The organism is Lederbergia lenta NBRC 16444 (assembly GCF_001591545.1).
GTDB classification, from domain to species: domain Bacteria; phylum Bacillota; class Bacilli; order Bacillales; family Bacillaceae_C; genus Lederbergia; species Lederbergia lenta.
In genome coordinates this window covers 721,567-744,542 of the sequence record NZ_BCVC01000001.1, presented here as the reverse complement: position 1 = coordinate 744,542, position 22,976 = coordinate 721,567, and the positions used below count along the sequence as shown (strand labels likewise).

General features: G+C 37.2%; 20 protein-coding genes, 1 other RNA gene and 1 other annotated feature. Of the genes, 4 read left to right on the top strand and 17 right to left on the bottom strand.

Annotation, left to right across the window (positions count from 1 at the left end; translation table 11 throughout):
• Positions 1-20: 20 nt before the first annotated feature.
• Both cymR and BLE01S_RS03315 read right to left on the bottom strand, forming a co-directional pair.
• Positions 21-440, bottom strand: a complete 420-nt coding sequence (gene cymR, locus BLE01S_RS03320; protein ID WP_066137274.1) for a cysteine metabolism transcriptional regulator CymR — start codon at positions 438-440, stop codon at positions 21-23.
• Positions 437-1,096, bottom strand: coding sequence for a YczE/YyaS/YitT family protein (locus tag BLE01S_RS03315; protein ID WP_066137272.1), 660 nt, complete (start codon positions 1,094-1,096; stop codon positions 437-439). Before BLE01S_RS03315 ends, cymR begins: the two co-directional genes overlap by 4 nt.
• A 121-nt stretch (positions 1,097-1,217) precedes the next feature.
• Here BLE01S_RS03315 and BLE01S_RS03310 point away from each other — a divergent pair, with 121 nt between their 5' ends.
• On the top strand, positions 1,218-2,486 hold the full coding sequence (locus BLE01S_RS03310) for a replication-associated recombination protein A (RefSeq protein WP_066137269.1): 1,269 nt from the start codon (positions 1,218-1,220) through the stop codon (positions 2,484-2,486).
• A 241-nt stretch (positions 2,487-2,727) separates the two neighbouring features.
• Here BLE01S_RS03310 and BLE01S_RS03305 read toward each other — a convergent pair whose 3' ends face one another.
• The 5 genes from BLE01S_RS03305 to BLE01S_RS20680 all read right to left on the bottom strand — a co-directional run bounded on the left by BLE01S_RS03305 (position 2,728) and on the right by BLE01S_RS20680 (position 7,572).
• Positions 2,728-3,495 carry a tRNA threonylcarbamoyladenosine dehydratase gene (locus BLE01S_RS03305; RefSeq protein WP_066137267.1) on the bottom strand — a complete coding sequence of 256 codons (768 nt, stop codon included), beginning with the start codon at positions 3,493-3,495 and terminating at the stop codon, positions 2,728-2,730.
• Positions 3,496-3,678: 183 nt separating this feature from the next.
• Positions 3,679-3,866, bottom strand: a non-coding RNA gene (ssrS, locus tag BLE01S_RS03300) — 6S RNA.
• A gap of 80 nt (positions 3,867-3,946) precedes the next feature.
• Positions 3,947-5,737, bottom strand: coding sequence for an aspartate--tRNA ligase (aspS, locus tag BLE01S_RS03295; protein WP_066137265.1), 1,791 nt, complete (start codon positions 5,735-5,737; stop codon positions 3,947-3,949).
• Between the two features lie 14 nt (positions 5,738-5,751).
• Positions 5,752-7,023 (bottom strand): histidine--tRNA ligase, encoded by a 1,272-nt coding sequence (gene hisS / locus BLE01S_RS03290; protein ID WP_066137263.1) that lies wholly within the window; start codon positions 7,021-7,023, stop codon positions 5,752-5,754.
• Between the two features lie 70 nt (positions 7,024-7,093).
• Positions 7,094-7,327: a binding site (T-box leader), on the bottom strand.
• 68 nt (positions 7,328-7,395) lie between these two features.
• Positions 7,396-7,572, bottom strand: a complete 177-nt coding sequence (locus tag BLE01S_RS20680) for a hypothetical protein (RefSeq protein ID WP_157419480.1) — start codon at positions 7,570-7,572, stop codon at positions 7,396-7,398.
• Between the two features lie 174 nt (positions 7,573-7,746).
• Between BLE01S_RS20680 and BLE01S_RS03285 the strand changes: the two genes are divergently transcribed.
• Positions 7,747-9,015 carry an N-acetylmuramoyl-L-alanine amidase family protein gene (locus BLE01S_RS03285; RefSeq protein WP_066137261.1) on the top strand — a complete coding sequence of 423 codons (1,269 nt, stop codon included), beginning with the start codon at positions 7,747-7,749 and terminating at the stop codon, positions 9,013-9,015.
• A gap of 399 nt (positions 9,016-9,414) precedes the next feature.
• Here the strand turns inward: BLE01S_RS03285 and dtd are convergent, their stop codons facing one another.
• The 7 genes from dtd to BLE01S_RS03250 all read right to left on the bottom strand — a co-directional run bounded on the left by dtd (position 9,415) and on the right by BLE01S_RS03250 (position 18,541).
• The gene (gene dtd, locus BLE01S_RS03280; protein ID WP_066137259.1) at positions 9,415-9,852 is read right to left on the bottom strand and encodes a D-aminoacyl-tRNA deacylase; all 438 of its coding nucleotides are present in this window, start codon (positions 9,850-9,852) and stop codon (positions 9,415-9,417) included.
• A 17-nt stretch (positions 9,853-9,869) separates the two neighbouring features.
• The gene (locus BLE01S_RS03275) at positions 9,870-12,059 is read right to left on the bottom strand and encodes a RelA/SpoT family protein (RefSeq protein WP_066137256.1); all 2,190 of its coding nucleotides are present in this window, start codon (positions 12,057-12,059) and stop codon (positions 9,870-9,872) included.
• A 394-nt stretch (positions 12,060-12,453) separates the two neighbouring features.
• Positions 12,454-12,966, bottom strand: a complete 513-nt coding sequence (locus BLE01S_RS03270; RefSeq protein ID WP_066137254.1) for an adenine phosphoribosyltransferase — start codon at positions 12,964-12,966, stop codon at positions 12,454-12,456.
• On the bottom strand, positions 12,957-15,323 hold the full coding sequence (recJ, locus tag BLE01S_RS03265) for a single-stranded-DNA-specific exonuclease RecJ (protein ID WP_066137252.1): 2,367 nt from the start codon (positions 15,321-15,323) through the stop codon (positions 12,957-12,959). Before recJ ends, BLE01S_RS03270 begins: the two co-directional genes overlap by 10 nt.
• Positions 15,324-15,417: 94 nt before the next feature.
• Entirely contained in the window at positions 15,418-15,708 is a 291-nt protein-coding gene (locus BLE01S_RS03260) for a LapA family protein (protein ID WP_066137250.1), read from the bottom strand.
• 111 nt (positions 15,709-15,819) lie between these two features.
• Positions 15,820-18,090, bottom strand: a complete 2,271-nt coding sequence (gene secDF / locus BLE01S_RS03255) for a protein translocase subunit SecDF (RefSeq protein ID WP_066137247.1) — start codon at positions 18,088-18,090, stop codon at positions 15,820-15,822.
• Between the two features lie 136 nt (positions 18,091-18,226).
• The gene (locus BLE01S_RS03250; RefSeq protein WP_066137245.1) at positions 18,227-18,541 is read right to left on the bottom strand and encodes a post-transcriptional regulator; all 315 of its coding nucleotides are present in this window, start codon (positions 18,539-18,541) and stop codon (positions 18,227-18,229) included.
• 121 nt (positions 18,542-18,662) lie between these two features.
• On the opposite strand from BLE01S_RS03250, the gene spoVB reads away from it, so the two are divergent.
• The gene (gene spoVB / locus BLE01S_RS03245; RefSeq protein ID WP_066137242.1) at positions 18,663-20,210 is read left to right on the top strand and encodes a stage V sporulation protein B; all 1,548 of its coding nucleotides are present in this window, start codon (positions 18,663-18,665) and stop codon (positions 20,208-20,210) included.
• 3 nt (positions 20,211-20,213) lie between these two features.
• Here the strand turns inward: spoVB and BLE01S_RS03240 are convergent, their stop codons facing one another.
• Entirely contained in the window at positions 20,214-20,864 is a 651-nt protein-coding gene (locus BLE01S_RS03240) for a DUF421 domain-containing protein (RefSeq protein WP_066137240.1), read from the bottom strand.
• A gap of 166 nt (positions 20,865-21,030) precedes the next feature.
• On the opposite strand from BLE01S_RS03240, the gene BLE01S_RS03235 reads away from it, so the two are divergent.
• On the top strand, positions 21,031-21,420 hold the full coding sequence (locus tag BLE01S_RS03235; protein ID WP_111703436.1) for a TIGR04086 family membrane protein: 390 nt from the start codon (positions 21,031-21,033) through the stop codon (positions 21,418-21,420).
• Between the two features lie 101 nt (positions 21,421-21,521).
• Here BLE01S_RS03235 and yajC read toward each other — a convergent pair whose 3' ends face one another.
• Entirely contained in the window at positions 21,522-21,797 is a 276-nt protein-coding gene (gene yajC / locus BLE01S_RS03230) for a preprotein translocase subunit YajC (RefSeq protein WP_066137236.1), read from the bottom strand.
• Between the two features lie 32 nt (positions 21,798-21,829).
• A complete protein-coding gene (tgt, locus tag BLE01S_RS03225) occupies positions 21,830-22,969 on the bottom strand; it encodes a tRNA guanosine(34) transglycosylase Tgt (RefSeq protein ID WP_066137233.1) in 1,140 nt (379 codons plus the stop codon).
• Positions 22,970-22,976: the final 7 nt, after the last annotated feature.

Genomic DNA, 22,976 nt, shown 5'->3' with positions numbered 1-22,976 from the left:
TTTCCACCTGTCTTTAAATATTAAATATAGAACATATATGGTTCTGAACTTCCATCATCAGTGTGATTAGCTAAATCTTCAATTGTTGTGCTATCGAGGACATCTCTAACAGCATCACGAATTCTCATCCATAATTCTCTTTTTGCTGGCTCCTCGTCTTCAATTCCTTCAACAGGGCTAATTGGTCCTTCTAATACACGAATAATATCCCCTGCTGTAATGTTTGCTGGTTCATCAGCAAGTACATAGCCACCATACGCTCCTCTAATACTGCGAACAAGCCCAGCGTTACGAAGCGGCCCCGCTAGCTGTTCAAGATAGTGTTCTGATAGATTATGCGTTTGAGCAATTAACTTTAATGACGTAGGACCTTGACCATGTCTTTTACTCAACTCAATCATAATTGTTAGTCCGTATCTTCCTTTTGTAGATATTTTCATATATTTGCACTCCGATCTATTTCTTTATCTAATGTCCGTTTTTTCAATATCTTATCTGTAATCTTCCGGCACTGGGGTAATGCTAAGCCGATAAAAGAACCTGCTGCAATGCTAAATATGATCGTACCAATGAAAACTGGCCCCCCGAGTAACCATCCAATAATTAGCACTGTTACTTCCATCATTCGACGCGCATTGGAGACTTTCCAGCCCATTTTCTCCTGCAATGCTAGCATAAAACTATCACGTGGGCCCGCACCGAGTTGTGCCGAGAGATAAATCCCCATCCCATATGCATATATAACCATTCCTATAGTAAACATCATTATTTTCCCAAGCCAACTTACTGGCTCCGTGAAAAATGGTAGCAACATATACATATCGATAAATAGTCCAATCAGTATCATATTTAAATATGCACCAAATTGTGGCCACTCTTTCATCATAATTGCAGAACTTCCTAAAATGGTAAAACCAACAAGGATAGACCATGTTCCTATTGTCAATCCAAATTGATAATAAAGACCCACATGTAGTACATCCCAAGGTGATGCACCGAAGTCGGAAATAATCATCAGGACAATCCCCAATGACATAATAAGCAAGCCAACTGTAAATATAGCAAGCCTGGCAAATAAATTATCTGTTTTTCTCATTATAATATACCCCTTTGCATTGCTTTATTATAGCATAACGACCTAGTTATATGCATATAAGCGCCTGATTTGATATGATAGGTTTAATGAGATGATAGAACGTTAGTTTGGAGTGATAATTATGAAGAATCAACCGTTAGCATATAGGATGCGCCCAACATCAATTGAAGAGGTTTCTGGGCAACAACATTTAGTTGGCGAAGGAAAAATAATAGCTAGAATGGTCAAAGCTCGCCAGCTAGCATCAATGATTTTGTATGGTCCTCCCGGAATCGGAAAAACATCCATTGCTAGTGCAATCGCTGGCAGTACAAAATATGCCTTTAGAACATTGAATGCTGTCACAAATAATAAAAAAGATATGGAAATTGTTGCTGCTGAAGGAAAAATGAGTGGAAAAGTCATCCTTTTACTTGATGAGGTACATCGTCTGGATAAAGCTAAGCAAGATTTCCTATTACCTTATTTAGAAAATGGCACGATCATACTTATTGGTGCTACAACAAGTAACCCTTATCACGCGATTAATCCAGCCATTCGAAGCAGGTGTCAAATATTCGAGCTCTTTCCTTTGACCGAAGATGATATGAAGCTAACGATTAGAAGAGCGTTGTCTGACGAAATTCGCGGTCTTGGTAAGTACAATATTAATCTTGACAATGAAGCTTTCGAACACTTAGCAACAGCTAGTAATGGTGATGCAAGAAGCGCTTTGAATGCACTAGAACTGGCTATACTGTCAACTGAACCTGATAACGAAGGAATCGTTCATATTACGACGGCCATTGCGGAAGAGTGTTTGCAAATGAAAAGCCTTGCCCATGATAAAGATGGGGATGCTCACTATGATGTATTAAGTGGATTTCAAAAGTCCATAAGGGGAAGTGATACGAATGCAGCACTTCATTATTTAGGTCGATTAATTGAAGCTGGCGACCTGCCAAGCATATCAAGACGTCTACTCGTTATAGCTTATGAGGATATTGGACTTGCCAACCCACAAGCAGGGCCACGTACGCTTGCTGCCATCCAAACTGCTGAGAAGATTGGATTTCCTGAAGCCCGAATACCTTTAGCAAATGCGATTATTGAACTTTGTTTATCACCAAAATCGAATTCGGCGATTAGCGCTATAGATGCCGCACTTGCAGATATCCGCTCCGGCAGAAGTGGTGAAATACCTATGCATTTAAAAGATGCCCATTATAAAGGTGCAAAAGACCTTGGTAGAGGTATTGGGTATAAATATCCTCATGATTATGATACTGGTTGGGTAAAACAACAGTATTTACCTGACAAACTTAAAAATAAGCAATACTACCAACCGAAACAAACGGGTAAATTTGAACAAGCATTGGCAACAGTATATGAAAAAATTTTAAAAAGTTAAAAGACAAAGGAGACATCTTGGCATCTTGGACGTCTCCTTTGTCTTTTCTTAAAATGTAAGAAGGTTTAGAAACTATGTTAGTTATCGATTAGCACCAGTACCTAGCGCCTAGCAAACTTTAGGGCTCATCTTACAATAAGTCAACATCGGTGTGCCTTGCAGACTTACCGTGTTTTCTTTATCTCAGTTTCTCCGCCTATGCGTGGCCAGTTTGTACGTGGCTAAACGGGAGCTTTTGCTTTTATTTCTCATCTTTTACACGTTGAATATGAATATCCTTTAATATTTCCCTTACAACATAGCTAGCCATAATAAGCCCTGCTGTTGATGGTACAAACGCATTCGATGAAGGTGGCATCTGCGCCTTTCTAATTTCAGAGTCTTTTTTTCCAACCTCTTCTTTTACATCTTCCCTAATAACAATCGGACTTTCATCAGAAAAAACAACAGGTACGCCTTTTTTATATCCTTCTTTACGAAGTCTCGTTCTGATGACTTTTGCAATAGGATCCGTATGTGTCTTGAATATGTCCTTAATCATAAACCGTGTCGGGTCCATTTTATTTGCAGCACCCATACTGGAGATCATAGGAATTTCTCTCTTCAAACATTCTTTAATTAAATGAATTTTGTAAGCTATCGTATCTGATGCATCCACAACAAAATCAGGTTTATGCTCAAAAAACTTTTCATACGTTTCTTCTGTATAAAACATTTTCAATGTAACGACTTCACATTCAGGATTAATATCTTTAATACGCTCTTTCATTAAATCAACTTTCGGTTGCCCAACTGTTGATAACAGAGCAATCAGCTGTCTATTTACATTTGTAATATCGACGTCATCTTTATCAACTAAAATTAACTTACCAACGCCAGATCTTGCTAGCGCTTCGGCTGCAAATGTTCCTACTCCCCCAACCCCAAGAATAGCAACAGAAGTACCTTTCATTAAATCAAGACCTTTTTGGCCGATCGCCAATTCATTTCTAGAAAATTGGTGTAACATCCTATCAACTCCAAAGTTAAGTTAGTTCTATTCTTTTTCTACACTGACTAAGAATATAAGAAACATAAGCCGATATGCAACTTTTTTGATGAAATTTCATCTTCCCATTTCAGCCTTCAGCACTTATCACATAACAAAAAGCAACTAGCTTTTCAGCTAGTTGCATAATCATTTTAATAAATGAAAAGTCCCAATCGTGCCGTTCTTTAAATCCTTTGTTTTGAACCCGCTCTCGGCAGGTGGGTGCCCTGCTTCAGGCCTCATGCGTCCTCTCAAGGAGGCTTGCATTCAGTCTGAAAACTCCAGACTCCCGTATCAAAAAACTTGTCGGTCAAAACTAATAGGTACTAAAACGAACACATCAGGACTTTTCTTCTTGATTAAATATTAACATATCAAAAAAAATATATCAATCATTAACCTTAAAAAAATGAATCATTCTAAATATTCATTAAGCATTTTCCGGCTGCGCTTTTTTTACCTGCTCGATAGATAAATGCAATTCCTTTAATTGCGAATCGCTAACAGAATCAGGTGCCTTCATCAATAAATCACTCGCGCTAGCTGTTTTCGGGAATGCAATTGTGTCTCGTAAACTTGCTCTTCCTGCAAGGAGCATTACCATTCGGTCAAGACCCAAGGCAATACCGCCATGTGGAGGTGTCCCATATTCGAATGCTTCCAACAAGAAACCGAATTGCTCTCTCGCTTCTTCTTTTGTAAAACCAAGAGTAGCAAACATTTTCTCTTGAATATCTCGTTCAAATATACGTAACGAACCGCCACCAAGCTCAAATCCATTTAATACTAGGTCATATGCTTGTGCTCGAACATTCGCCGGATCAGTCTCCAACTTTCCAATATCTTCCCTAACTGGCATGGTGAATGGATGATGTGCTGCAAAATACCTGTTTGACTCTTCATCAAACTCTAATAGTGGCCACTCCGTAATCCATAAAAAATGGAATTTATTTTCATCAATTAAGCCAAGATCTTTACCTAACTTTAAGCGCAATGCACCAAGTGCGCTCGCGACAACTTTTTGACTATCAGCTACGAAAAGGATGAGGTCTTCATTTTTCGCATCTAGTACTTCACATAGTTGTTCTTGATCTTCTGCACTGAAAAATTTAGCAATTGGTCCTTTGATACCTTCCTCATCTACTTTCAACCAAGCTAATCCTTTTGCACCGTGACGAGAGGCAAACTCCCCTAATGCATCTATATCTTTTCTGGAATATTTAGCAGCATTCCCTTTAACAACAATTGCTTTTACTTGCCCACCTGACGCAACCGCATTTGTAAATACTTTAAAATCTGAATGCTCCACAAGATGTGAAATATCTTTCAGTTCCATCTCAAAACGAGTATCAGGTTTATCAGAACCAAATCTAGCCATCGCATCGTCATAAGTCATAATTGGAAATGATGTTTCAATTTCTAGCCCTTTAGCAACCAACATCACTTGCTTCATCATACGTTCTGTCATACTTCTAATATCTTCTTGACTCATAAAGCTAGTTTCAATATCGACTTGAGTAAATTCAGGTTGTCTGTCTGCTCTTAAATCTTCGTCCCTAAAACAGCGTGCAATTTGATAATATTTATCAAATCCTCCAACCATTAAAAGCTGTTTGAAGATTTGAGGTGATTGAGGTAAAGCAAAAAATTCACCAGGATGCACCCTGCTTGGTACTAAATAATCACGTGCCCCTTCGGGTGTACTTTTCGTTAACATTGGAGTTTCAATATCTAAAAAGCCTTCCCCATCCAAAAAGTTACGAATTGTTTTCGAAACGTCATGACGCATTTTAAACACGTCAAACATTTCCGGCCTACGTAAATCTAGGTAACGATACTTTAATCGAATTTCTTCTGCTGCTTCAGAGTTATTTTCAATCATAAATGGTGGTGTTTTTGCTTCATTTATAATTGACACTTCTTCAACCATAACCTCTATTTTTCCTGTCTTCAAATTCTCATTAAAAGTCTTAGGGTTTCTAGCAATTACCTTCCCCCGAACATCCAGCACAAATTCATTACGGACTTTTTCAGCATTTTCTAGCGCTTCTTTTGATGTCTCAGGGTTGAAAACAATTTGAACTATCCCTGTCCGATCCCGTAAATCAATAAAAATCAAGCCGCCTAAATCCCGTCTTCTTTGTACCCAACCTTTTAATACTACAGACTCTCCTATCGCCTGCTCTGATATTTCTCCACAGTAATATGTTCTTCCAAACATGAGTGTCCACTCCCTTATCGGTTTAAACTATTAAATTTTTCTATAAAATGATCAAGTGATAATTCTCTTTGTTCACCATCTTCTAACCTTTTTACTACAACTGTACCTGTCTCCAGTTCATTTTCACCAATAATAACGGTATATTTAGCACCTAGACGTTCAGCTGCTTTAAATTGAGCTTTCATTTTTCTGTCCATATAATCTCTTTCAGCAGAATATCCAGCCCTTCTTAACTCTTGAAGGAGTGTAACCGAGTAATCTCTTGATTCATCTCCTAGGGCAATAATATAACAGTCTATTTCCTCTGTTTTCGTTATATCGATACCCTCCGCTGTTAATGCGCTCAGCAAACGCTCGATACTTAAAGCAAAACCGATTCCTGGTGTGTTTGGTCCACCCATGTTTTCCACAAGCCCATTATATCGGCCACCACCACAAAGTGTCGTGATTGCCCCGAAACCTTCTGCTTCACTCATAATTTCAAAAGCTGTGTGGTTATAATAATCGAGTCCTCTTACTAGCGTTGGATCAATCACATAGTCAATTCCCATACCATCCAAATGTTGTTTTACCTTATCAAAATATTTTTTTGATTCGTCATTCAGGTAATCTAATACGGATGGAGCATTTTTCATTAATTCGTGATTAGAATCTTTTTTACAATCAAGAATCCGAAGTGGATTTTTAACTAATCTTTTTTGACAATCCTCGCAAAATTCTTCTATCCTCGGAGAGAAGTGATTAATCAATGATTCCCTGTGTGCAATACGACTCTCGGTGTCACCAAGACTATTCACTACCAGGCGAAGTTTTTTCAACCCTAGTTCTTGATACATTTCCATTGCTATCGAGATAACTTCAGCATCTATTGCCGGATCATTACTTCCAAGCGCTTCAATTCCAAATTGGACAAATTGCCGAAATCTTCCCGCTTGCGGTCGCTCATAACGAAACATCGGTCCTAGATAATATAGCTTTACTGGTTGATTTGCATATCCATACATCTTATTTTCAGCAAATGAACGCACAACTGAAGCAGTACCTTCTGGTCTTAGCGTTAGGTTTCTACCGCCTCGATCATCAAATGTATACATTTCCTTTTGAACGATATCCGTTGTATCACCTACTCCACGTTGGAAAAGTTCGGTATGTTCAAAAATCGGTGTTCTAATTTCTTTGTATTGATATTTACGGCAAATCACTTTTGCAGTCTCTTCAATCAACTGCCACTTTTCAACTTCTCCTGGAAGAATATCTTGCGTTCCTCTTGGTATTTGAATCGCCATATCCATAACCCCCTCTTTCATCAAAAGTAAAATAAAAAAATAAAAAACCCTCAGTCCCTTGTTCCGAAAAACAAGGGACGAGAGTTTTTCCCGCGGTGCCACCCTTTTTGAAGCTGAAATCCGTCAGCTTCCACTTAACCAGTTAACGCCTGGATTCGTCCGTCCTCTACTAAGCAATTACTGTTCGAAGCGGAAGCCTTCGGAGTGTGTTTCACTGAGTTTTTTTAAAGAAATGCTTTCAGCCACGGCATTTCATCTCTTTTTAAATTCCAAGCTCAATTACTTTCTCCATCATAAGCAACATATTCCATTTATATATTCATTAATCATACGTACCTATTCGAATTTTGTCAAATATGTTTTATCAATTATTTATGACTTTTCCAATTGTTTTTTTAACGCTTGTACATTATTTAACGATACACCTATTTCGCTAACAGCTTGGCCCGTCATCATATCATTTTCACCTTCCAAAGGTTGGCGAAAGTCCAAAGTAGAAAACTGGACAGCATTAGATGATGTTATTCGACTGTGGTCATTCACTCTCATTAAATATAAACCTCCTGAATTATCGTTACCTTCATTATGTCCATCAATAAATTTTTTATTGAATATGTTAAAGGATTATTGATATTTATCCCGAATATAGTACACTTGATTATTATTGCCTAAATTATATTTCGCATCCCCGTTGGCTAGAATGAAGAGAAAGGCGGTGCTAAGTTGCGAAAAAAAAGATATTTTGTAATTGCAATATTTATTCTTCTTTTAACTGGTAGTATGTATTATTTCCCTGCACTTGCAGCGGATGCAAATAAAGTGGTTATTACTGGAGATGTAGTTAATGTCCGCGAATTGCCAGGAACATCCTACTCTGTTATTACCCAAGTTCGTAAAGGCGAAACGTATACGATTAAAAGTCAGGAAAATGGATGGTTTGAAATTAAGCTCCCATCCGGTGAAAGTGGTTGGATCGCTGATTGGTTAGCTCAAAAGGTAATTACGGAGGATGACTCTAATCAGAAGGCTGTTGTTACTGTCGATGATTTAAATGTTCGAACAGATGCTAGTCTGTCTGGTTCTATCATTGGCAAGTTACATACAGGTGATCTAGTCCATGTAATGGAAGAAATGCAAGATTGGAGTCGTATTAATTTTAATGATAGTACTGCCTGGGTTAGCAGTAAATACCTAAAATCGGAACAGGCTAAGGCTAAATCTATCTCTAAAGATACAAACCAATCACAAATAAGCATACTTTACGATGGGACAAACATTCGCAAAAAACCGTCCATGCAATCAAAAGTTGTAAGCACTGCTTCTTCCGGAGAAGTCTTTACTGTAATAAAAAAAGACGGTGATTGGTATCAGATAGACTATGGAACTGGTAAAACCGGGTATGTTGCTAATTGGATTGTTTCCTACCCTAATCAGCATAAGTCTGGCTCTAAAGGCTTAGCGGGTAAAACAATTGTACTTGATCCAGGCCACGGAGGTCGAGATCAAGGAACAGAAGGTGCTAGAGGAACTTTGGAAAAAGAATTGACATTAAAAACAGCAAAGCTTCTCGCAAAGAAACTTCAAGCTAAAGGGGTAAATGTCGTTTTAACAAGAAATGCTGATGATTATATCGACTTAAGCAATCGAACCAACACTGCTTCACAGTATAACGCAGATGCATTTATTAGCCTTCATTACGATAGTATTAACGACAGCACAATACACGGCCATACTTCATATTATTATTATTTTTATGAAAAAGAGTTGGCAGATACGCTTCACAGTCATATATCCAATTCAATCGACATGAAAGACCGAGGAGTTCGCTATGGCAACTACTATGTCACTAGAGAAAATCCACAACCATCCGTTCTTCTGGAACTTGGCTATTTAAGTAATCCACGTGAAGAAGATCTAGTAAAAAGAAATAAATTTCAAGAAAGCGTAACACAAGCAATCGTAAGTGGCCTTAACGAATACTTTTCTAATTGATAAAGAAAAGCGGAATCGTCCGTTTAGCAACGTACAAACTGCGCCCACAGGATGTGGGTGCTTCGACGTTGCCACAGGACGTGGTGACCTTAGTCGAGGGACCTTTTTTATATGACGAGATAAAGGAAACACGGTAAGCCTGTAAGGCGAATCGATGTTGACTTATCGTAGGAAGAATCCTGAAGTTTGCTAGTCGCTGAGCGATAGAGCTAGACAATACAGAAAAGCGAAATCGACCGTTTAGTGACGTACAAACCGGGCCCTCGTTATGCGGTCCCCCTCGACGTGGCGGTTTTAGTCGGAGGAACATTATTGGTGAAAGTCACGAAGAACAGTGAAGAGAGCTGTTTGAGGATCAGGCTAGAAAAAAGCATCAGGAGAGACTCCCTGATGCTTTTTTTATTTTTCCAATATTAGTGTGACCGGCCCATCATTAATGAGTGATACGTCCATCATAGCGCCAAATATACCTGTTTGAACAGTTATATTTTTCTCCCGTAAAATTTCATTAAACCGCTGATAAAGCAGCTCTGCATGATCTGGTTTTGCTGCGTTCATAAAGTTTGGTCTACGGCCTTTATTGCAATCACCATATAATGTGAATTGAGAAACAGAAAGTATTTCACCTTTTTCCTCTAGTAATGATCGGTTCATTTTTCCTTGTCCATCTTCAAAAATTCTTAAATTAACAATTTTATCTGCAAGCCAAGAACATGCCTCTTCCGTATCATTATGAGTGATACCAACGAGAAGAACGAGGCCGGCACCAATTGAACCGACTTCCTTACCTCCCACTTTTACATTTGCTTCTTTGCATCTTTGCAAAACTACTTTCATTTTATTGCTTATCCCCTTTAGTTCATAATTCGGCGGACCGCATATATATCTGGAATCTGTTTAATTTTATCCACTACCTTATGAAGGTGACTCGTGTTTTCAATCGTAATGGACATCATAATTGTCGCCATTTTATTACGATCCGTGCGTCCAGACACAGCACTAATGTTTGTCTTTGTTCCACTCACCATTTGCATTACCTCATTAAGGAGACCTCTACGATCATATCCATTGATTTCAATATCAACATTATATTCCTTACGATAATTTGTTCCTAGTTCCCATTCCACAGGAATTAGTCTATCCTGTGTTTCATCAGATTTTAAATTAGGACAATCTGTTCTATGAACCGATACTCCGCGTCCTTTCGTAATAAACCCAACAATTTCATCGCCAGGAACTGGACTACAACAACGCGACAACCGAATAAGAAGATTATCAGCTCCTGTTACCTTTACACCTGCTTCATAACGTCCAGATCGATTCTCACTTTTGTGTTCAGTCGGGATCTCTTTTATTATCTCTTCCTCGTCACGTTTTTTCCTCCACTTTTCAGTGAGTCGATTGGCAACTTGAAGGGCTGAAATCCCATTGTAACCAACAGCAGCATACATATCATCTTCGTGAGAAAAATTAAATTTTTCCGCTACTTTATTTATATTTTCGGCAGTAAGGATCTCTTTAAGGTCAAATTCCATATCTTTAATTTCTTTTTCAATCAGCTCTTTACCTTTAACAATATTCTCTTCTTTACGCTGACGTTTAAAAAACTGTCTAATTTTGTTTTTTGCTTGTGATGTTTGTGCTAAATTCACCCAATCTTGACTTGGTCCATATGAGTGCTTAGATGTTAAGACCTCAACAATGTCACCTGTTTTCAATTTATAATCTAATGTGACCATTTTCCCGTTTATTTTTGCCCCAATCGTCTTATTACCAATTTCAGAGTGAATGCGATAAGCAAAGTCAATTGGAACGGAGCCAGAAGGAAGCTCAATTACATCCCCTTTAGGTGTAAAAACAAACACCATGTCAGAAAATAGGTCTATCTTTAGTGACTCCATAAATTCTTCAGCGTTTTCTGCTTCTTGTTGAAATTCAAGAATTTCACGAAACCAAGAGAGTTTTTTCTCAAAAGAAGCTTGCTGCCCCATGGACTTGCCTTCCTTATACGCCCAATGTGCTGCAACACCATATTCAGAAATCTTATGCATGTCAAGGGTTCTAATTTGCACTTCCAAAGGATCGCCCTTTGGCCCAATAACAGTCGTATGAAGAGATTGATACATATTTGTTTTAGGCATTGCAATATAATCTTTAAATCTCCCAGGCATTGGTTTCCAACATGTATGAATAATACCCAATACTGCATAACAATCTTTTATACTATTTACAACAATTCTCACTGCCAATAAATCATATATTTCATTGAATTGCTTGTGTTGAAGTACCATTTTTCTATAAATAGAATATATATGTTTTGGTCTACCTGAAACCTCTGCCTTTATATCTACTTCACCAAGACGCTTTTTCATTTCAAGCATCACATCTTCAAGATACTGTTCTCGCTCATTTCGCTTTCTCTTCATTAAATTTACAATACGGTAATATTGTTGAGGGTTCAAATAACGAAGGGATGTATCTTCCAATTCCCATTTAATTTTTGAAATCCCAAGTCGATGAGCCAGTGGAGCAAATATTTCTAGGGTTTCATTTGCTATTCTTCGTTGCTTTTCTGGTGGTAAATGCTTAAGTGTACGCATATTATGAAGTCTATCGGCCAATTTAATTAGGATTACTCTAATATCCTGTGCCATTGCAATAAACATTTTCCGATGATTTTCAGCTTGGAGCTCTTCATGGGATTTGTATTTTATTTTTCCGAGTTTTGTAACTCCATCGACTAGCATTGCAACTTCGCTACCAAATTCGCTCACCAAATCAGCAATTGTTACGGGTGTATCTTCCACTACATCATGGAGGAAACCCGATGCTACAGTGGCGGGATCCATCGTCAAATCAGCAAGTATTCCTGCTACTTGAATTGGATGAATAATATATGGTTCGCCTGATTTACGGAATTGTTCCTTATGGGCTTCATATGCATATTCGTACGCTTTTCGCACAAAGGATACATGCTCTTCATTTAAATATTCACTTGTTTTATCGATCACTTCTTCAGCTGTTAGTATTCGATCTTTTGCCATAAGGATCACCTTTTTAAAATTTATCTTTCTTATCACAAGAAATGCGCAAACAGTTTTAACTCATGATGTATCTAAATTACGCTGCACTCTCTGTAACAGCACATATGCCCTGCAACATGCAGACCAAACCTAAATTTCTATTCATCATTCCTCAAAACTTAGTTGGAAAACCTATTTTTAAACTGCATCTATAAAAAGCATATTTCTTATCTCTAAAAATGGAGTATGTTATCTATTATCAAGAATGAAACCAATCTTGTAAAGAAATAGACAATATTTTTCCATAAAAAGATCAAATAAAGTCATTTTTTAAGAAAAAATGTTTTAATTAACAGAATTTACTGTATGTAAAAAGCACTCTTTCATGAGTGCTCTACTTTTTATAAAGGGGTTATCAATATTTCATTAAGGACAGTAAATCATAATTATCGATTTTTTCACGGCCATTTAAATACGTTAACTCAATAAGGAAAGCAATACCAGCTACTACCCCACCTAACTTTTCCACGAGTTCAATAGTCGCTTGGATTGTACCACCTGTTGCTAATAAATCATCTGTTATTAAAACTCTTTGTCCCGGTTTAATTGCATCTTTATGAATCGTTAATAAATCCTTACCATATTCTTTACCATATTCAGCTTTAATGGTTTCACGGGGCAATTTCCCTTCTTTTCTAACTGGCGCGAAACCTATTCCAAGAGCATATGCAACAGGACATCCAATGATAAATCCTCTTGCTTCTGGTCCAACGATAAGATCAATTTCTTTTTCTCTAGCATATTCTACTATTTGATCGGTAGCATAATGAAATGCTTCACCATTGTCCATTAGAGTTGTAATATCTTTAAATTTAATACCTTCTTTTGGCCAGTTATCTACGATTGTTATATATTGTTTTAAATCCATGCTTCCATTTCCTCCTCGTCAAGCGCTTTTTGCGCAAGCCTATCATTAAACCATAGCTTTAATTGTTCGTATGATGAATAAAGTAATATATTTTCAATTTCTAATTGCTCTTGCTTTTGTTGATACGTTGGTGAAGCTGTCAAATCTTGTTTCGTTTTTACTGGATTTATTATTATTAAGCCATCCTTTATTGTAACAAAGTTTAGTTCAAAAAACACTTTTGACATAAAATTAATTGTTTCTTTCGTCCAACCACGATAAGAAGCAAGGTCAGCGCCATGCTTGATCACATCAAAGGTCTGTCGCTTTAATAAGAACGCATAAAACCATTTAAAATGGTCCCTCGTTGGCAATGTATCAAAGAATTCGCCTTGATCATGAATAAAACAGGCATAGATACGTGCGGGATTTTTACCATCGACTAGTTTTTTCAAAACATTAATATTAGATGGTAAATCTAGTAGCACAAGACTCTTATCATCAATATCCATTTTTTTTGCTTGGTCTACATCTGTTATTAAGACAGTATTCGTCTGTGTTGCCGGAAGTGACTTAAGATGACCTTCGTCAAAAACAATATTTAAACAATTTAATTTCGGTAAATGAGATAATCGTTGTTTCAACTGATTATTTCCGCGCATATCAAACAATTGCCATTCTTTCACAGCTATATCTTTTAAGAAAATCTGCGGTTTCCTCATATTATTCCACTCATTAATGGAGAGTTCACCAATCACGGAAACTTTTGATCCTGGGGATATTTCATCTGCTACATTTCCAAGATTAAAGCCAACACCGTCAAGGGCATGACCTTCCTTTTCTAAAGTTAGCTTTAAATGGTTTTTATTACTGCCAATTTTACGGACTCCAGAAATGGCTGTGTCTGCAATTAATACTTTTGGCTTAGGGTTTTTCATACCATATGGAGCAAGCATATCCAATTGATGAATTGTATCAATACTTACCTCATTGAGGGCAATGGAGGCATCTAGTTCTGTAACTGGTATAAAATCATTTGAAGAAAGTTGCTGTGTTGCTGCATCGTTTAATTTAATACGAAACTCATTCACATTTTTAATATCTAATGTCATTCCCGCAGCCATCGGATGTCCACCAAAGTGTGGAAGTAAATTAGATAAAGTAGATAGATTTTTAAATAAATCAAATCCCTTTATACTCCGAGCCGACCCTTTTGCTAGCCCCGCTTCATAATCGTAACTTAACATAATGATCGGTCGATAATAACGTTCTACTAACCTCGAAGCAACAATCCCGATAACACCAGCATTCCACCCTTCCTTACCGATCACAAGAACACTATTTTCATCGGCTGGGTATTCGGCCTCAACTATGTTAATTGCTTCTTTCTCTATTTCTTCCACAATCGCTTTCCGTTCTTTATTAATCAGATCTATTTCTTCAGATAATTGCTCTGCGATTGTGATATCTTGAGTCATCAATAATTCTACCGCTGGTCCTGCATGTTCTAACCTTCCAACTGCATTTAAGCGAGGAGCTATCGCAAAACCTACTGTTTCTTCATTCACTTCAGAAAGATTTGCCCCAGCGACTTTACAAAGTGCTTTCAATCCTGGTCTTGTAGATAAAGATAAATTTTTCAAACCTTTTTTGGCAATTAGGCGGTTTTCACCATGTAGTGGTACAAGGTCTGCAATCGTGCCGATTGTAGCCAAATCCAACAGATGGGTGGGTACATCATCACCAAGTAAAGCATGAGCAAGCTTAAACGCTACACCAGCACCTGCAAGGTCTGAGAATGGATATTTTGTACCTGGCAACTTTGGATGAATAATTGCATAAGCATCAGGTAGTTCAGGACCGGGTTCATGATGATCTGTAATGATCAAATCCATTCCAAGTTCTTTGGCCACTTTCGCTTCATGTAAAGCAGCTATACCATTATCAACTGTGATAATTAATTTAATCCCTTCATCAGCAACTTTACGAAAGGCCTTTTCATTTGGCCCATATCCTTCAGTAAACCGATTTGGTATGTAATAACTAACATTTGCACCTAGTTCTTGCAAAGTTGTCATTAAGATGGATGTACTAGTAACACCGTCCGCATCATAATCTCCGAAAATTAATATAGGTTCTTCCTTTTCTATTGCTTTTTTTATTCTGCTCGTACTTATACTCATATCTTCAAATAGAAACGGATCATGAAATGCTTCCTTTTCTGGAAATAAAAATTCCTTTGCTGTATCTATATTGTCCATTCCACGATTGACTAATAATGTAGCGACAAGTGGAGCAATATTTAATTGTTTTGCAAGTTCTTTACTGGTCTGATCATTCGTCTCCCGAATGCTCCACCGTGTTTTTGAATATAACATTCACTCACTCCTCTAGACTTATTAATTATACAAAAGTGTACCTCTCCTTTCAATGAATATAAAAACAGCAGCTAACATCGCTGCTGTTTTTATATTATTCCATACTTTTTTTCTTTTCTTTTCTTCCCTTTTCCAATGATTGTTTGTCTTTCGTTTCCGCTTGTAATCTTTTCACTTGTTTTTGCAAAGAATAGATACGAAATAAACCTACCGATCCTGTAATTACGCCCCCCATTAAAACAGAACCTAATATAAGTAAAATAAGAGGCCATTCTGCATTTCCAAATAAATAATTTACCGTTACTGGCTCGACATTAATAACAGCAAAAATAGCTACAATAAGTGCAAAAACTATTGCTAAAATTAATGTCCACTGAAATTTCAATAACTTCCCCTCCTTACCTTTACAGTAATACCCTTAATTTGAAGCATAAATCAGAATAGTAGAACAAAAAACCGTTATTTATACGGTTTTTTGTTCATACATTTTAACTTTTTATACTTGTGGTTCATCCGATGACCATTTCTTTTTCTCTTTTACAGTATCAATCGGTCCGTTTTTCCTTAATTCCTTTACTTTCAAATCATACCAAAGCTGAGCAGAAATAAAGACAGATGAATATGTCCCAGCCAGGAGTCCTACAAGCAATGCAATTGAAAAGTTTTGGATAGACTCACTGCCAAATATGAGTAATGCAACAACTGTTACGATGACAGTTAAAACTGTATTAACTGAACGAGTCAATGTTTGCTGCAACCCTTTATTTACGACTTCAGCAATATCTTCCTCCGTTTTAAAGCGTTTTTTCGCCACCATATTTTCCCTAATTCGATCGAATGTTACAATCGTATCATTGATCGAATAGCCTATGATCGTAAGCACTGCTGCAATAAAAGTTAAGTCTATCTCTAGCCTTGTTAGACTAAAGAAGGCTATGATGAAAAATGCATCATGGACAAGACCAAGGATAGACGATAATCCCATTGCAAATTCGAAGCGGAATGACACGTATATAACGATACCAATTGCCGCTATTAACAAGGCATAAAATGCATTCTTCAGTAATTCTTTACCTACAGTTGGAGAAACTGTACTTACGTTTGGTTCAGCTCCATACTTTTCATTAAAATGCGTTTTTAACGATGCGATTTCTTCAGCAGAAAGCACCCCTTTATAACGAGCTACTCCAATTTCATGATTTGTCCCCGATAACACTATATCATCCGTATCTAAATTGATCACTTTAAGTTCCTTCGTTACTTCCTGCGCAGTAAGCGGCTTCCCTGCATCAATTTCCACACGCGTCCCACTTGAAAAGTCAATCCCTAGATTAAAACGGAAAATCGATAAGATAATTAAACCACTTACTAATAATACACTAGAAATAATATAAAACTTTTTTCTGTGCTTCACGAAATCAAAGCGATCAAATCGTGTTTTTAAATCTTTCGCGGTCACATTTTCAGATAATTGATGAATAACCGAACGTTTGACTCCAAACCATCCAGGTTTATTTTTCATGAGCCCGCTGTTAATCAATAACCCTAATAACAATCTTGAGCCGAACACAGCCGTAACAAAACTTAAAAGAATACTAACAATCAATACCGTTGCAAAACCTTTGACTGAGCTATTCCCAAAGTAAAAAAGAACTCCTCCAGCAAGTAAGGTTGTAATATTAGCATCTAAAATAGCAACGAAGGAAGACTTATTGCCCGCTTGAAAAGCAGATTTTAAAGATCGACCAATTTTTATTTCTTCCTTCAAACGTTCATAAGTGAGAATATTCGCGTCTACTGCCATCCCGACCCCTAGGATTAACGCTGCTATACCTGGTAATGTTAAAACACCATTCATTAAATCAAAAATTAGCAGAATCAAGTAAATATAAATGGAAAGCGTGATCGTAGCTACAAGTCCTGGCACACGATAGTAAATTAGCATAAACAGAAATACTAAAGCAATACCAATTGCACCTGCGACGACCGTTTTATTCAACGCTTCCTCGCCAAATTTTGCACCCACTGACGTAGAATATACTTCTTTTAATTTTACCGGAAGCGCACCAGCATTCAGCAAATTGGCTAAGTTTTCCGCTTCCTCTTTTGTAAAGCTTCCTTCAATAGATACACTCGTTTGATTAAACACTTCATTTACATTCGGAGCTGATAATAATTTTGGATTATCCGTTCCATATGCTTCTTTAAAAGAATCTACACCCTCTTCAAAATCAAGCCAGATAACAAGCTGATTATTGGGAGCCATTTTAACAATTTTCTCAGTAACTTCGCGGAACTTTTCGCGATCTTTCATTTCAACTAAAACAATTGGTTGATTATTTTGTGATGAAAAAGTAAACTTCGCTGCACCTTCCACCAAATCTGTACCATCTAGCATAATATTGTCATTTACATCTCTGAATGTAAGCGTTGCTTGTGTGCCAAGAATTTCTCTTGCTTGGTTTTGATCTTCTACCCCAGCTAGTTGCACCCTTATTCTGTCATTACCCTCAATTTGAATATTGGGTTCACTAACACCTAACACATTCACACGCTTGTTTAAAGCATCTGTCGTATGTACAAGAGCGTCTCTATCAATTTTTTGATCTTTGTTGACAGGCTTAACATCGTATAAAACTTCAAAACCACCTTGAAGATCAAGGCCTAATTTGATATTTTTCACAATTGTATTTGATGTGCCGCCAATGATGCTTGCTATGAAAATAATAATTAGAAAAAAGGCGACAATCCTGCTTCTTTTTACCATTAAATAAATATCCCCCTCGTAAAAATAAACATCTATATGTAAGTACGTAGCAACTGATCAATTTTGCCTGAGATCTTTCGCCAATATGCTTATTATGAAGTAGATAAAAAATGCTGTCAATTCATAATCATATCGTTTATTTTTCTCGCGGATTCAGTAATTCCTGTAGTTCTTCACTTTCTAGCTCCGAAAGCCAATTAGGTGATTTAATAGCCTCAACAGCGGCAAAATTCATATATTTCCCAACGTTAATGGAAATCACATCTGATACTAATTCATACATTCGAATTCCTTCTTTCGGTTTTTTCCATACTTTCTTAGTCAAGTATTCCCAAAGATCAGTTTTTTCGACCTCTCCGTATCCAAGCACAGCGAATTCTTCTACCTTACTGATAAGAACCGGCTCGAGTACATGAAAATACGAATCATAAGGATGGCTCTGTTCACTCATATTCTATACGCCTCCAATGATAGTGTAATTTGTTCTTCGATAACTTGTCATGCTTTGTCCACTTACTAGCATATATATCATTGTAATCGAAAGGAACACATTTGAGAAGGCAGGGAGCGAGATGTCAAAGTTTATTAAAGGCACGTTAGTATTAATGGCTGCCGGGCTATTGACGAGAGTGCTAGGATTTATTAACCGGATTGTGATTAACCGTATGATTGGTGAGGAGGGTGTAGGGCTCTATCAAATGGTATTTCCTACATTAATTCTCGTTGTCACACTTACCCAAATGGGATTGCCAATTGCAATTTCAAAGGCCGTTGCTGAAGCGGAAGCAAGGGGCGACCAAAAAAAAATAAAAAAAATTCTTGCTGTTTCATTAGCTATTACGGTTTCTTTGTCGCTCATATTTACACCCGCTCTTATTTTTGCCGCACCCTTATTATCTACAACTCTGTTCACAGATCCAAGAACATACTATCCACTTGTAGCAATTACGCCTATCATACCTATCATCGCTATATCTTCCGTGATCAGAGGCTATTTCCAAGGCAAACAAAATATGAAGCCAGCAGCAGTGTCGCAAGTGTTAGAGCAGATCGTAAGGATTGTTTTGATTGCTTTTTTAGCGAAAAAATTTTTGCCTTTCGGTATCGAATATGCGGCGGTAGCAGTAATGGTTGCCTCAGTCCTTGGAGAATTGGCATCACTCGCTTATTTGTTCACCATGTTTAAAATTAAAAAAAGGTTTCCCATTCGCAGAAACTTTTTCCAATCAGTGCAAAATGGAAAAAAGACTTTACACGAATTAATGCGCGTAGCTATACCGGCTACTGGCAGCAGAATGATTGGTTCACTTTCCTGGTTTTTCGAACCAATCGTTGTCTCCCACAGTTTACTCTTAGCAGGTGTAGTTGCAGGAGTTGCCACTAAGCAGTATGGACTTTTGACCGGTTATGCGTTGCCATTACTTCAGCTTCCTTCTTTTATTACATTTTCACTTTCTACCGCTTTGGTTCCAGCAATTAGTGAAGCGAATGCTAGCAAAAACTTTAAACTAGTTGAACATAGACTTCAGCAAGCTTTAAAGTTTGCACTATTATCAGGAGGACTGGCTGTAGTTATTTTATACGTTTATGCTGAGCCATTGATGACAGTCATGTACGGCTCAGCAAATGGTTCGGAGTTCATTATATTAATTGCTCCTTTTTTTATTTTTCATTATTACCAAGGTCCATTACAAGCTATTTTGCAAGCATTAGATTTAGCTAGAGCGGCAATGATAAATAGCTTAATCGGTAATGTTATAAAAATAGGGGTGATTTTCATCTTGGCTTCTAGGCCAGAATTCGGGATAAATGGTGCGGCTCTTGGTATTGCAGCTGGGACAGTCCTTATTACGACGCTTCACTATGCAACTGTATTGAAACGCGTTCAATTTACTGTTTATTTACGGGATTATGCTAAGTTTTTCATCGTCGCTCTTTTAGCGGGAATGGCGGGCTCATTTCTTTCTTCACATTATTTTATCCATGCATCCGAGGTTCTTAATTTGTTAACGGGGATTATCGTGACTTCATTACTGTATATTATATTGTTATTGCTTTCAAAACTAATTCGGAAAAGTGATGTGGAAAATTTCCCGATTTTCCGATCAATATTTAAATAAAATTCACTTCATTTCATCCTTATAATCAATATAAAATTGTCCGTCCTGATGACTGCAAAAGCTAATATTCTCAATACTGTCATGACCTCTTGCTTTAAGTTCTTTTAGCAACCATTGCTCAGACTTTCCTGCTTCCTCTAAATGATCTAGTTGAATATCACCATCAATAATTAACGGAAGCGTATAGGATCCACTTTTACTTTTGTCTTTTTTAACAACCGATAGTACGCCAGATGTTTCCAAAATAGCAAATTCTACATCTGAGATATTATTAACATCCTTTGTACGAAGCTGCATAAGAAGATCATCGAAATTATAGCGGAGCTTTTTCATCAATTTTTCATCAATTTTCCCGTTCTTAATAATTATGCTAGGTTTCCCATCAACTAATTGCCGAAATTTACGACTTTTTAATGAACCATAAGCCATACTCACTTGTATTATAAGTAGGACAGCCATTGGTATTAAGGAGTGCAAGAGTGGATCTTTATGCTGCTCAATTGCTACGACTGCCATTTCACCGATCATAATAAAAACAACTAGGTCTAACACACTTAATTCGCCAATCTCACGCTTACCCATCAATCTAAAAATAACAAGAATTACACCATATAAAAGAATCGTCCGCAGGATAATAATGATATAAACCTCCATTGCTCCTCCTCCTGAACATACATTCATACCTTAGTATGTTCAGAAGACTAAAAAAAACAATGGGAAAAACAATCCATTTCGATTCTAAAATAAAAAAAATGGAATAAGTATAAGGGGGACAGGTATTAATCATATTGCACGACCGATAAGAAAGGAATGATGAGCAATCGCCATTAAAAAATTTGGAATTTCAATCATTTATGGAGTTGCTGCAATTTTGCTACTCGCGACCATTACAAGCTTAGTATTCTCCCTCATATTATTATTTACGGACACACAGGAACAATCGATTAGTTTAATTGTCACGATCATTTCTTATTTCGCTGTCTTCATAGGTGGCTTTATATGCGGGGGGAAAGGAAGGCAAAAGGGCTGGATGATCGGCGGCGCAACAGGATTAGTCTACAGTCTTATTGTTTTCATGTATCAATATTTGGGACATGGTCTTTTATTCTCACTTGAACAAATTATTTATTATACCTGCTATATATTGACAGCTATGATGGGCGGCGTATTAGGAGTAAATATTTTATCTGATAATAAGCATGATGCCTAATTACAGAAGAATAACCTCAGCATTACCATTCTAATTTAAATCCTATAAAATTAAAAAAGAAGCATTGTCATATGTTTGACTAGCTTCTTTTTTAATATTTTTTAATTAGCTGAAGAGGTTGATTCTACAACATCACGAATTGCTGCGCGATCATATGTAAGTCTGCTACCATCTCCACATAAAATGATAATTTTCCCTTCATCTAATGCGTCAACTGTGCCGTGAAGGCCACCTATAGTAACAATCTTATCTCCCTTTTGCAAATTACTTTGCATCGTTTGAACATTTTTTTGGCGCTTTTGGTTTGGTCTGATTAAAAGAAAATAAAACAGAACAAACATCAAAAGTAAGGGCCATAAACCAGCGATACCTTGCATTTATCAAATTCCTCCTTTCACTTTTTACTTTATTAGAAATTTTTTGCGTCAGGACGATTAAATCCATATCGCTCAAAAAATTCTTCTTTGAAGTCACCTAAACGATCTTCTCTTATCGCATTTTTGACTTGCTCCATCAATTTTAACAGAAAATGCAGGTTATGGTAAGTCGTAAGCCTAATTCCGAACGTTTCGTCACATTTTAACAAATGTCTAATATATGCGCGTGTATAATTTTTACACGTATAGCAATCACAATTTTCATCAATTGGCCTAAAGTCGCGGGCATATTTAGCATTTTTAACAACAAGTCGACCTTCACTAGTCATTAATGTACCATTTCGAGCAATTCTTGTTGGTAATACACAATCGAACATGTCCATACCACGGATAGCCCCATCAATTAATGAATCGGGAGATCCAACCCCCATTAAATAACGTGGTTTATTTGCTGGTAATAGTGGGGCCGTAAACTCAAGCACTTTATTCATTACATCTTTCGGCTCACCAACAGATAATCCTCCGATTGCGTATCCTGGAAAATCTAGAGAAATTAAATCACTTGCACTTAGTTTCCGCAAGTCTTCATATTCTCCACCTTGAACAATCCCAAATAAACCTTGGTCTTCAGGACGATTATGAGCTTTTAAACATCTTTCTGCCCATCTAGATGTCCTTTCAACCGATTTTTTCATATATTCATGTGTTGCTGGGAATGGCGGACACTCGTCAAATGCCATCATAATATCGGCACCAAGCGCATTTTGTACCTCCATTGATTTTTCAGGGGACAAAAATAATTTGTCACCATTTAAATGATTGCGAAAATGGACTCCCTCTTCTTTAATTTCGCGGAAATCGCTTAATGAGAATACTTGGAATCCTCCTGAATCAGTTAAAATTGCCTGATCCCAATTCATAAATTTATGAAGCCCTCCCGCTTCCTGTACTATGTCATGCCCCGGTCGCAACCATAAATGATACGTATTGCTTAAGATAATTCCAGCACCCATTGTTTTTAAATCTTCCGGTGACATCGTTTTTACCGTTGCTAATGTTCCAACAGGCATAAACATCGGTGTTTCAAATGAACCATGAGGTGTGTGAATCATTCCTAATCTAGCACCTGTCTGCTTACATGTTTTAATTAACTCATATTTTATCGCTGACACATTATCC